10 protein-coding genes and 1 pseudogene are annotated in these 11,482 nt (G+C 59.5%); 8 read left to right on the top strand and 3 right to left on the bottom strand.

Annotated elements, in window-relative coordinates; genetic code table 11:
• Positions 1–127 precede the first annotated feature (127 nt).
• Positions 128–907, bottom strand: a complete 780-nt coding sequence (yaaA, locus tag ACLD1Y_RS15155) for a peroxide stress protein YaaA (protein ID WP_429478703.1) — start codon at positions 905–907, stop codon at positions 128–130.
• A 119-nt stretch (positions 908–1,026) separates the two neighbouring features.
• On the opposite strand from yaaA, the gene ACLD1Y_RS15150 reads away from it, so the two are divergent.
• The 5 genes and pseudogenes from ACLD1Y_RS15150 (at position 1,027) to moaE (ending at position 5,402) form a co-directional block, all read left to right on the top strand.
• Entirely contained in the window at positions 1,027–2,151 is a 1,125-nt protein-coding gene (locus tag ACLD1Y_RS15150; protein WP_429478702.1) for a polysaccharide deacetylase family protein, read from the top strand.
• A gap of 347 nt (positions 2,152–2,498) precedes the next feature.
• Positions 2,499–3,881: pseudogene (locus tag ACLD1Y_RS15145) on the top strand (PhoH family protein); the annotation flags it as partial.
• A gap of 353 nt (positions 3,882–4,234) precedes the next feature.
• Positions 4,235–4,708 carry a cyclic pyranopterin monophosphate synthase MoaC gene (gene moaC / locus ACLD1Y_RS15140; protein ID WP_194936792.1) on the top strand — a complete coding sequence of 158 codons (474 nt, stop codon included), beginning with the start codon at positions 4,235–4,237 and terminating at the stop codon, positions 4,706–4,708.
• Positions 4,705–4,947: a molybdopterin converting factor subunit 1 gene (moaD, locus tag ACLD1Y_RS15135; protein WP_429478701.1), complete on the top strand. Its 243-nt coding sequence runs from the start codon at positions 4,705–4,707 to the stop codon at positions 4,945–4,947. The genes moaC and moaD overlap by 4 nt, the downstream gene beginning before the upstream one ends.
• A 2-nt stretch (positions 4,948–4,949) precedes the next feature.
• Complete coding sequence (gene moaE, locus ACLD1Y_RS15130) at positions 4,950–5,402, top strand: molybdopterin synthase catalytic subunit MoaE (protein ID WP_429478700.1); 453 nt, start codon at positions 4,950–4,952, stop codon at positions 5,400–5,402.
• Positions 5,403–5,529: 127 nt separating this feature from the next.
• Here the strand turns inward: moaE and rhlB are convergent, their stop codons facing one another.
• Both rhlB and ACLD1Y_RS15120 read right to left on the bottom strand, forming a co-directional pair.
• A complete protein-coding gene (gene rhlB, locus ACLD1Y_RS15125; protein ID WP_429478699.1) occupies positions 5,530–6,978 on the bottom strand; it encodes an ATP-dependent RNA helicase RhlB in 1,449 nt (482 codons plus the stop codon).
• A 101-nt stretch (positions 6,979–7,079) separates the two neighbouring features.
• Positions 7,080–7,736, bottom strand: coding sequence for an alpha/beta hydrolase (locus ACLD1Y_RS15120; protein ID WP_429478698.1), 657 nt, complete (start codon positions 7,734–7,736; stop codon positions 7,080–7,082).
• 347 nt (positions 7,737–8,083) lie between these two features.
• Between ACLD1Y_RS15120 and ACLD1Y_RS15115 the strand changes: the two genes are divergently transcribed.
• From ACLD1Y_RS15115 to ACLD1Y_RS15105, 3 genes are all read left to right on the top strand, one after another.
• Positions 8,084–9,115 carry an amino acid ABC transporter substrate-binding protein gene (locus tag ACLD1Y_RS15115; protein WP_159962489.1) on the top strand — a complete coding sequence of 344 codons (1,032 nt, stop codon included), beginning with the start codon at positions 8,084–8,086 and terminating at the stop codon, positions 9,113–9,115.
• 72 nt (positions 9,116–9,187) lie between these two features.
• Positions 9,188–10,369, top strand: a complete 1,182-nt coding sequence (locus ACLD1Y_RS15110) for an amino acid ABC transporter permease (protein ID WP_429478697.1) — start codon at positions 9,188–9,190, stop codon at positions 10,367–10,369.
• Positions 10,370–10,379: 10 nt separating this feature from the next.
• Positions 10,380–11,477, top strand: coding sequence for an amino acid ABC transporter permease (locus ACLD1Y_RS15105; protein ID WP_429478696.1), 1,098 nt, complete (start codon positions 10,380–10,382; stop codon positions 11,475–11,477).
• Positions 11,478–11,482 lie beyond the last annotated feature (5 nt).

Here is an 11,482-nt window from a genome sequence, read left to right as displayed (position 1 = left end):
CGCAAGCTGGCACGGATCGCGTTTTCACTCCTGAAAAATCAGAGTGAGTACAAGTCAAAAGCGGTTTTGGGGACTTCCCCTCAACCATAGAATCTCCCACATTTGAACATCTGTGCTTTCGAGAGCTTTATTCCGGTGCGTGATCGCGCAAAAACACCAGGTTATCCGGCTTGGACTGCTCCGCATTGAAACGGTAACCCGCTACATCAAACGCCTTGAGCTTGGCCGGGTCGTTGATGCGTTCTTCAATCACAAAACGGCTCATCATGCCCCGGGCCTTCTTGGCATAGAAGCTGATGATCTTGTACTGGCCGTTCTTCAAGTCCTTGAACTCGGTATTGATGATCCGTGCGTTCAGGGCCGTGCGCTTGACGGCCGAGAAATACTCGTTGGACGCCAGGTTCAGCAGCACGTCGTCCCCTTGCGCAGCCAAGGCTTCGTTCAGCCATTCGCTGATTCGGGTGCCCCAGAAGGCGTACAGGTCCTTGCCACGGGCGTTGGCCAGCTTGGTGCCCATCTCCAGACGGTACGGCATCATCAGGTCCAGGGGGCGCAGCAGGCCGTAGAGGCCCGAGAGCATTCGCAGGTGGTCTTGGGCGTAGGTGAAGTCGGCGTCGCTGAAGGTTTGGGCGTTGAGGCCGGTGTACACGTCGCCCTTGAACGCCAGCAGCGCCTGCTTGGCGTTGGCCGGGGTGAACGCTGGGGTCCAACTGCCGAAGCGTGCGGCGTTGAGGCCACCGATCTTGTCGGACACGTGCATCAGCTCGCTGATTTGCGCCGGGCTCAACTCGCGCAGTTGCTCGATCAGCTCCTGGGAATGGTCCAGGTACTGCGGCTGGGTAAAGCGCTCAGTGGCAGGCGCGGTCTCGAAATCGAGGGTCTTGGCGGGGGAAATCACCGTCAGCATGAAGTCGTCTCCTTAAATCGTGCGGCGATTCTAGGGGCTTGGGCGTTTTGACTCCACCTATGATGGCGATAGGCATGATCCGTTATGATGGCCGGTAACTCTGGAGAAGGAGACCCCGTGTGCGAATAGCGCTTTTGTTGTCGGCATGCCTGCTGTGCCTGAATGTTCAGGCCGCGCCGGTGGATGTGGCCAGCCTGGACCGTGGCACCTGGCCCGAAAAGCTCGCCAGCCCGGCGCTGTTCGATGTGGCGTCACGTGCAGAGATCCTGATGTTCGCCCACAGCCTGTTGGCCAGCGAAGCCCAGGATGATGCGGCGCTCAAGCAGCGCCTGGGCTTGAAGATCATCAACCTGGCCGCCATCGACGACTTGCGCCGCCAGCTCTGGCAGCGCCTGCTGGAGAACTACACCTTCGCCCAACAGAGCTGCGAGGAAGACGCCTCGTTCTGCTACCTGGTGGAGAACATGGACGATCTGCGCGAGCAAGCGGGCAAGTTCGAGGTCAGCGACAATTCTTTCTATATAGGCTGGGCTGGCCCCAGCCACACCTTTCATGAGCGCTACCTGGACGAATTGCTGCGCAAGGCCGCGCTGTTTCCGCAGATCAGCAGCGAAATCGCACGCTTCGGCGACCATGAGCGCAATGGCGACGAATTCAACGACCGGATGTTCCTGCTGACCTTCGACGGCGGCCCGGCGCCGGTCAGCGGCAATACCGACTGGCTGGCCGATTACCTGCGCAAGCAGAAGATGAACGCGACGTTTTTTGTGCTCGGCAGCAGCCTGCAAACCCGCGTCGAACGCAGTTCGGCCAGCGATGTGCAGGCGTTGTACCAAGGCCAGTGCGTGGGCACCCAGGGCTGGCAATACCGCTCCCACAGCCATTGGGTGGAGTGGCAAGGTTCCATCACCCGCACCGCTTCGCTGGCGCAAAACCTGATGCCGGAAAACTACGTCCCTCTATTCCGCCCGCCCTACGGCCAACGCCGTGCAGACAGCCAGGGCTTCTTCCAGTCCCAGGGCTTGCAGGTGGCGCTGTGGGACATCGACTCCCAGGATGACCCTGGCAAGCTCAAGGCCGATGAGTCGGCGCAGCGCGTGCTGACGCTGATGCTGTTGTGGCGCAAAGGGGTGATTGTGTTTCACGACACCCAAGACAAGGCGCGGGTCGCTTTGCCGATGTTGCTACAGGCAACGGCGCAAAGTGGGCTGGGTTGGCAGGACTGCCGGGAAGCCTTTCGATAAAAAGATGAAGTGCCCGGCCCTGTTGGGGATGAGGCGATCTTGGGGCGATTTTGTGCGACAAATCGATGCAGGCGGACTTCCGACTTTAACGGGGTGGCTGGCACTCGGCTAGTGCTATTCGTCATCCTGAAAAATAAACTTCAAAAAAGCGTCAAAGTGCTTTTTAGTGTCACAGGTTTTGCGGTATTACGAAGTCAGATCGCCGAAACCTGCACCACAGGTGGCGTCTTCCAAGACTCCTCATGTGGGCATGCACTTGACGTCCCTCAGGTGCATTCGGTGGTCGAATCGAGGCGCAGCACCGCCCAGGTATTGCGTCGACTGGCTCCCACAAAAGGTGACCGAGTATGGATGATCATGGACGCACCCCTTCTTCCGACCAGCCAATCCTTTATGTGCTTGATACCAACGTATTGATCCACGATCCAAACGCTCTGCTCAACTTTGAAGAACACCACGTCGCCATCCCGATGATCGTGCTTGAGGAACTCGACAAACTCAAAAGCGGGCACCACAGCGTTGCCGCCGAATGTCGCCAGGCCATCCGCCTGATCGACAAGACATTGGGCGAAGCGTCTCCTGAAGATGTGGAAGTCGGCGTGCCGATCCAGCGCGGCAAGAGCGGGCCCAAGGGCTTGCTGTCGATCCTGATGAGCAAGGGCCGCGAGCCCAACAGCCTGCTGCCGGAAAACCTCAACGACAACAAAATCATCAACCAATTGATCGACCTGCACGCGCATGACAAGGACCTGCGCCTGGTGCTGGTGACCAAAGACATCAACATGCGCCTCAAGGCCCGTGCGTGTGGGATCGCGGCCGAGGACTACAGCACCGACCAACTGGTTGACGACGTATCCATGCTGTCCCGTGGGTATCACACCGTGACCGGCTCATTCTGGGACCTGGTCAGCAAGGTGGAAACCCGCCAAGACCACGGCCGCACCTGGCACCAGGTACAACTGATCGACAACCTGCCGGCCGTGCATATCAATGAATTCATCATCGACGAACAGGGTTTTGTGGGCTGGATCAAAGAGATCCAGGTCGACAAGCTGCTGATCCTCGACCTGCATCAGGAACCCCTGTTGCACCAGGAAGCCTGGGGCCTGAAACCGCGTGATATCTACCAGAGCCTGGCGCTGTATGCGCTGCTCGACCCGGACATCCACCTGGTCAACCTGACGGGCGCCGCCGGTTCCGGTAAAACCATCCTCGCCCTGGCTGCCGCCATCGAGCAGACCATGGTGACCAAGCGTTATCGCCGCATCATCGCGACCCGCAGCGTGCAGGGCCTGGACCAGGAAATCGGCTTCCTGCCCGGCACCGAGGCGGAAAAAATGGAACCGTGGCTGGGGGCGATCACCGACAACCTCGAAGCCTTGCACATGGATGATGAAAACACCCATGGCAGCGTCGATTACATCCTCAGCAAAGTACCGTTGCAGTTCAAATCCCTTAACTACATCCGGGGGCGCAGCTTCCAGCAAAGCCTGATTCTGATCGATGAGTGCCAGAACCTCACGCCGCACCAGATGAAAACCATCATCACCCGTGCCGGCGCCGGTTCCAAAGTGGTGTGCCTGGGCAACCTGGCACAGATCGACACCCCTTACCTGTCCGCGACCAGCTCCGGGCTGACCTACCTGACGGAACGCTTCAAAGACTTCCCGAACGGCGTGCATATTGCGCTGCAAGGGGTTCCTCGTTCGATTTTGGCCGAGTACGCAGAGNTTCCAAAGTGGTGTGCCTGGGCAACCTGGCACAGATCGACACCCCTTACCTGTCCGCGACCAGCTCCGGGCTGACCTACCTGACGGAACGCTTCAAAGACTTCCCGAACGGCGTGCATATTGCGCTGCAAGGGGTTCCTCGTTCGATTTTGGCCGAGTACGCAGAGTCCCATCTGTAAACACGGTCGGTAGGGAGCAGGCTTTTTGTGGGAGCTGGCTTGCCTGCGATAGCATCACCGCGGTGTAGCTGATACACCGCGGTGCCTGCATCGCAGGCAAGCCAGCTCCCACAAAGGCATGCGCAAATCTGACCGCCGGGTTTACAATCGGTGCTCCTGATCAGGAGTAACCCCGTGCTGACTCATCTCGATTCCCAAGGTCGCGCCCACATGGTCGACGTCACCGATAAAGCCGTGACGTTCCGTGAAGCGGTGGCGCAAGCCCGTGTGCGCATGCTGCCCGAGACCCTGAAAATGATTGTCGATGGCGCCCACCCCAAGGGCGACGTGTTTGCCGTGGCCCGCATCGCCGGGATCCAGGCGGCGAAAAAAACCAGTGATTTGATCCCCCTGTGCCACCCGCTGATGCTCACCGGCGTCAAAGTAGAGCTCAGTGCCGATGGCGTGGATGCGGTGAATATCGTGGCGCGCTGCAAACTCTCCGGCCAGACCGGCGTGGAGATGGAAGCCCTCACCGCCGCCAGCGTCGCGGCCCTGACGATCTACGACATGTGCAAGGCCGTGGACCGTGGGATGACCATCGAAAGCATTCGCCTGCTGGAAAAGCTCGGCGGCAAAAGCGGGCATTTCAAGGCGGACCAGGCATGAGCATCAACGTATTGTTTTTTGCGCGTTACGCCGAAGCGGTGGGCTTCGACTCGCTGGAGATGGAGGGCGATTTCGCCACCGTCGATTCGGTACGGCTCGCGCTCGCCGATGATGCAGACTTTGCCGTACTCAACGAGTCCAGCCTGATGTGCGCGCGCAACGAGGAGCTGTGTACGCTGGACGAAGCCCTCGTCGATGGTGATGAAGTGGCGTTCTTCCCGCCTGTAACGGGAGGCTGAGCATGGCCATTCGGGTGCAGATCGAGGCGTTTGACCCCGGTGCCGAAGTCAACGCCATGCACGCGGCCAACGTCGGCGTGGGGGCGGTGGTGAGTTTTGTCGGCTATGTGCGCGACTTCAACGATGGCCGTGAGGTGTCGGGGATGTTTCTTGAGCACTATCCCGGCATGACCGAAAAGGCCCTGGCCAAGATTGCCGCCGAAGCAGAACAGCGCTGGCCGTTGCTCAAGCTGGACGTGCTGCACCGCATCGGCGCGCTGGAGCCGGGGGAGCCGATTGTGTTTGTCGGAGTAGCCAGTGCCCATCGCCAGGCGGCGTTTGATGCCTGTGCGTTTGTGATGGATTACTTGAAAACGCGGGCGCCGTTCTGGAAGAAAGAAAACACCAGCGAAGGGCCGCGTTGGGTAGAGGGGCGCAGTAGCGACCACGCCGCCGCGGATCGCTGGAAGTCTTAGGCCTGGCACAAAACCAAATGTGGGAGCGGGCTTGCTCGCGAATGCGGTGTGTCAGTTGATACATTCATCACTGATACACCGCATTCGCGAGCAAGCCCGCTCCCACATTTTTTATCGCATTCCAGCTTTAAGGGCGTTTGCGCTCGACAGGTCGCAGTAGATGCGTCGGCGGCGTCTCGCAGCTGATCTTGCGACCCAGCAGCGCCTCGATTGACGGCAGCTGATACGAGTCATCTTCCCCGGCAAAGCTGATCGACACACCCGCAGCCCCGGCACGCCCTGTACGACCAATGCGGTGTACATAGTCATCCGGCACTTCCGGCAGGGTGAAGTTGATCACGTGGCTGATGCCATCGATGTGAATCCCGCGGCCTGCCACGTCAGTGGCCACCAACACGCGGATCTTGCCTTCGCGGAAGCCTTCCAGGGTCTTGATGCGCTTGTGCTGCGGCACATCGCCCGACAATTGCGCAGCGTTCACCCCATCACGCACCAGGCGTTCTTCGATGCGGCGCACTTCGTCCTTGCGGTTGGCAAACACCATCACCCGCTCCCAACCGTTGTCGTTGACCAGGTTGTAGAGCAGCTTGTATTTGTCGGCACCGGCCACGGCGTAGATGTGTTGCTCGACGTTTTCGCTGGCGACGTTTTCCGCCTCGATCTCGACGATGGACGGGTCGGTGGTCCACTGCTTGGCCAGGTTCATCACGTCTTCGGTGAAGGTGGCGGAGAACAGCAGGGTCTGGCGCTCGGATTTCGGTGGAGTCTGGCGAATGATCTGGCGCACTTGTGGGATAAAGCCCATGTCGAGCATGCGGTCGGCTTCGTCCAGCACCATCACTTCGACCATATCCAGGTGCACGTCGCCGCGCTGGTTGAAGTCCAGCAGGCGGCCAGGGGTGGCCACCAGGATGTCGCAGTGGCGGGCTTCGAGGTGCTTGAGTTGCTTGTCGAAGTCCATTCCGCCGACGAAGGTCATCACGTTGAGGCCGGTGTACTTGGTCAGGTCGGCGGCGTCCTTGGCGATCTGCACTACCAACTCGCGGGTCGGGGCGATGATCAGCGCGCGAGGCTCACCCATGTAGCGTTCTTTGGGCGGCGGCGTCTGCAGCAGCTGGGTGATGATGGAGATCAGGAACGCGGCAGTCTTGCCGGTGCCGGTCTGGGCACGGCCGATGGCGTCTTTGCCGGCCAGCGTGAAGCCCAGTACCTGCGCCTGGATCGGCGTGCAGTACGGGAAGCCCAGGTCCTGGATGGCGTGCATCAGTTCTGGGGCCAGTTTGAAATCGTGGAAGCGGGTCTTGCCTTCTTGGGGTTCGACGACGAAGTCTTCGAGCTTCCATGGGGTAACGGGCGGCTTGGGCGCCCGTTCGCGGCGCGGCTTGGGGGCCGGTGCGGCTTCTTTTGCCGGTTCAGGCGCGGTCACCGTAGGCGGCGTCGGCTGGGCGATAGGCGCAGCTCGCTCGGGCTGTTTACCGTCATTGCGGCTGCCGGCAGTCGGGACAGGAGCACTGGGAACAGGCGCGAGCGGCTCGGCCTCGCTTTTGCCGAACATCTTCTTGAGTGCTTCGAGCACGGTGATCTCATTAATTGGTTAAGGAATGTACGCCGGCCAGTGTAATGCAAGAAACGGGCGCGGCGTAGTGCGTCTGTCATACGGCTACATAAACACAGGTTTTAGCCCAGGCGGGCGCTCAACCAAGTGCCGATATCGCGAATCTCTTCGGGTAACACTTCGTGGCCCATTGGGTATTCCTGCCATGTCACGGTGACACCACGGTTCTTCAAGTGCTCGTAGGCGCTGCGGCCCATGGCGTTCTGTACCACTTCATCGTACTGGCCGTGCAGGCACAGGGCCGGAATGCGCTGTTGGCTGGCGGACAATTGCAGCTCGTCACTGAAGGTTGGCGCGTAGGTGGAGAGGGCGATCACGCCACCCAATGGGCCTTCCCAATTCAGGAATGCGGTGTGAAACACCACGGCGCCACCTTGGGAGAAACCGGCGAGAAAAATTCGCGAAGCGTCTATTCCGGTTCTCTTCTGGGTCTCGATTAAATCCGTGACCATGTTTGCCGATATTTCCAACTCTTCCAGGCTGATGGATCGGGCCGGGCTCATGGCCTTGATGTCGTACCAGCTGGGCATCTCATAGCCACCATTGATGGTGACGGGACGGGTCGGTGCCTGGGGCAAAACGAAACGGGTCGTCAGCAGGCTTTCTTGCAGCGCTTCGGCCACCGGCAGGAAGTCGTAGCGATCGGCACCCAGGCCATGCAACCAGATTACGCAGGCGTCTGCGGGCTTGGCGGGCTGAAGAATCAAGGGTTCGGTCATGTCTGCTCCATATATGTGCGCGCGCTCCGATTAAGTGCGACCCAACGGTGCGCGTCAGGTTGATCTGTTACGAGAATGTCGCAAGGTTGAATCTTTTGCGCTTGATAGTGGGCTGAAACGACTCAGCCAGCACTCTGGTACGGGCCTTGCTATGTGTTGAACGATGTCAGAACTATCTCTTGGGACAGTAACACTATCAGTGACTGCCGCTCATGGGATAGCAGCTGGAATTACTGCGACGGCCTCAAGCTGCTTGACCCTAAAAAAAGCCAACACGGGTCAATACCGCCTCATAAGGGTGCGCTGAGGTTCGAGCTCCGACACAACAAGAGCAACTGGAGGTTTGAATGAAGGTATTGAAATCCACCCTGGCCATCGTGACTGCGGCGGCCGTATTGGGTGTCAGCGGTTTCGCCCAAGCCGGCGCCACCCTGGATGCCGTGCAGAAGAAAGGCTTTGTGCAATGTGGCGTGAGTGACGGCCTGCCGGGTTTCTCGGTGCCGGATGCCAGCGGCAAGATCCTCGGGATCGATGCTGACGTGTGCCGCGCTGTGGCCGCTGCCGTGTTTGGCGACGCGACCAAGGTCAAATTCAGCCAGTTGAACGCCAAGGAGCGTTTCACCGCGCTTCAATCGGGTGAAGTCGACATCCTGTCCCGCAACACCACCATGACCAGCTCCCGCGACGCCGGCATGGGCCTGAAATTCCCAGGCTTCATCACTTACTACGACGGCATCGGCTTCCTGGTTAACAACAAGCTGGGCGTGAAAAGTGCCAAGGAACTGGACGGTGCAACCATCTGCATCCAGGCCGGTACTACCACTGAGCTGAACGTTTCCGACTACTTCCGTGGCAACGGCCTCAAATACACCCCGATCACCTTCGACACCTCCGATGAAAGCGCCAAGTCGCTGGAATCCGGTCGTTGTGACGTACTGACCTCCGACAAGTCCCAACTGTTCGCCCAGCGCAGCAAGCTGGCCGCACCGAAGGACTACGTGGTTCTGCCAGAAACCATCTCCAAGGAGCCGTTGGGCCCGGTGGTGCGTAATGGCGACGACGAGTGGCTGGCCATCGTGCGCTGGGTGGGCTACGCCATGCTCAACGCTGAAGAAGCCGGTATCACCTCGAAAAACGTAGAAGCCGAAGCCAAGTCCACCAAGAACCCGGACGTTGCCCGTCTGTTGGGTGCTGACGGCGAATACGGCAAAGACTTGAAAGTGAAGAAAGACTGGGTTGTCCAGATCGTCAAGCAAGTCGGTAACTACGGCGAAGTGTTCGAGCGCAACCTGGGCAAGAGCACCCCGCTGGAAATCGACCGTGGCCTGAACGCGCTGTGGAACGCTGGCGGCATTCAATACGCACCCCCTGTGCGCTGATCGCTGATGGTTCAATCACCCGGTGGGCCAACCGCCGGGTGAGTTCCTGTTCCATTTCTTTCGGGGCATTTCATGCAGAAACAAATCGTCGCACCCAAGCAGAAGCTCAGCTTCAGCGATCCCAAAGTGCGTGCGTGGCTCTTCCAGATCATCACGATTGTGGCGGTGATCTCGCTGGGCTGGTACCTCTTCGACAACACCCAGACCAACCTTCAACACCGGGGCATTACCTCGGGTTTCGACTTTCTTGAACGCAGTGCCGGGTTCGGCATCGCGCAGCATTTGATCGACTACACCGAATCGGACAGCTATGCCCGGGTCTTTGTGATCGGCTTGCTCAATACCTTGCTGGTGACCTTTATCGGCGTGATCCTCGCGACGCTGCTCGGGTTCGTCATCGGCGTGGCGCGGCTGTCGCCGAACTGGATGATCAACAAGCTGGCAACCGTGTATGTGGAAGTGTTCCGCAACATCCCGCCGCTGCTGCAAATCCTGTTCTGGTATTTCGCGGTGTTCCTGACCATGCCGGGGCCGCGTAACAGTCATAACTTCGGCGATACCTTCTTTGTCAGCAGCCGTGGCCTGAATATGCCGGCAGCGCTGGCGGCGGATGGGTTCTGGCCGTTTGTGGTCAGCGTCGTCTTGGCGATCATCGCCGTGGTGCTGATGGCACGTTGGGCCAACAAGCGCTTTGAAGCGACTGGCGTACCGTTCCACAAATTCTGGGCGGGCCTTGCCCTGTTGGTGGTGATTCCGGCGTTGTGCGCCTTGATCTTCGGTGCGCCGCTGCACTGGGAAATGCCCAAGTTGCAAGGCTTCAACTTTGTCGGCGGCTGGGTACTGATCCCTGAACTGCTGGCACTGACCCTGGCGCTTACCGTGTACACGGCAGCATTTATCGCCGAGATCGTGCGGTCGGGCATCAAGTCCGTCAGCCACGGCCAGACCGAAGCTGCACGCTCCCTCGGCCTGCGCCCTGGGCCGACGCTGCGCAAGGTCATCATCCCGCAGGCCCTGCGGGTGATCATTCCGCCGCTGACCAGCCAATACCTCAACCTGGCGAAAAACTCGTCGCTGGCCGCCGGTATCGGTTACCCGGAAATGGTTTCGCTGTTTGCCGGCACGGTGCTTAACCAGACCGGCCAGGCCATCGAGGTTATTGCCATCACCATGAGCGTGTACCTGGCGATCAGCATCAGCATTTCCCTGCTGATGAACTGGTACAACAAGCGCATTGCGCTGATCGAGCGGTGAGGAAACCAGCATGAGTTCGCATACTTTCAAACCTGATATGCCGCCGCCGAGCAAGGTCTTCGGCCCGGTCGCATGGATGCGCGCCAACCTGTTTTCCAGTTGGCTCAATACCCTGCTGACGTTGTTGGCGTTTTACCTGATCTACCTGGTGGTGCCGCCGATTCTGCATTGGGCCATTCTGGACGCCAACTGGGTCGGCACCACCCGCGCCGACTGCACTAAGGAAGGCGCCTGCTGGGTGTTTATCCAGCAGCGCTTTGGGCAGTTCATGTACGGCTACTACCCCGGTGACCTGCGCTGGCGCGTAGACCTGACCGTGTGGCTGGCCATTGTCGGCGTGGCGCCGTTGTTCATCTCGCGCTTCCCGCGCAAGGCGGTCTACGGCCTGGGCTTTCTGGTGCTGTACCCGATCATCGCGTTTTTCCTGTTGCACGGCGGCATCTTTGGGCTGACCAACGTGGCCACCAGCCAATGGGGCGGCTTGATGCTGACCCTGGTGATCGCCACCGTCGGTATCGCTGGCGCCTTGCCGTTGGGCATTGTGTTGGCGTTGGGGCGGCGTTCGAACATGCCGGCGATTCGGGTGGTCTGCGTGACCTTCATCGAATTCTGGCGCGGCGTGCCGTTGATCACCGTACTGTTCATGTCCTCGGTGATGCTGCCGTTGTTCCTGCCCGAAGGCATGGGCATCGACAAGCTGCTGCGGGCGTTGATCGGCGTGATCCTGTTCCAGTCGGCCTACGTGGCTGAAGTGGTACGCGGTGGCTTACAAGCGATTCCAAAAGGTCAGTACGAAGCGGCTGCCGCGATGGGCCTGGGTTACTGGCGCAGCATGGGCCTGGTGATTCTGCCGCAAGCCCTGAAGCTGGTGATCCCGGGCATCGTCAACACGTTTATCGCGTTGTTCAAGGACACCAGCCTTGTAATCATCATCGGCCTGTTCGACCTGCTCAACAGCGTCAAGCAAGCCGCCGCCGACCCTAAATGGTTGGGCATGGCCACCGAAGGCTACGTGTTCGCCGCCCTGGTGTTCTGGATTTTCTGTTTTGGTATGTCGCGCTATTCCATTCATTTGGAACACAAGCTCGACACTGGCCACAAGCGTTAGGAGTT

Origin of the sequence: Pseudomonas sp. 18175 (genome assembly GCF_050432925.1) — a bacterium.
Taxonomy (GTDB): Bacteria; Pseudomonadota; Gammaproteobacteria; order Pseudomonadales; family Pseudomonadaceae; genus Aquipseudomonas.
This window is presented reverse-complemented; position numbering and strand designations above follow the sequence as displayed.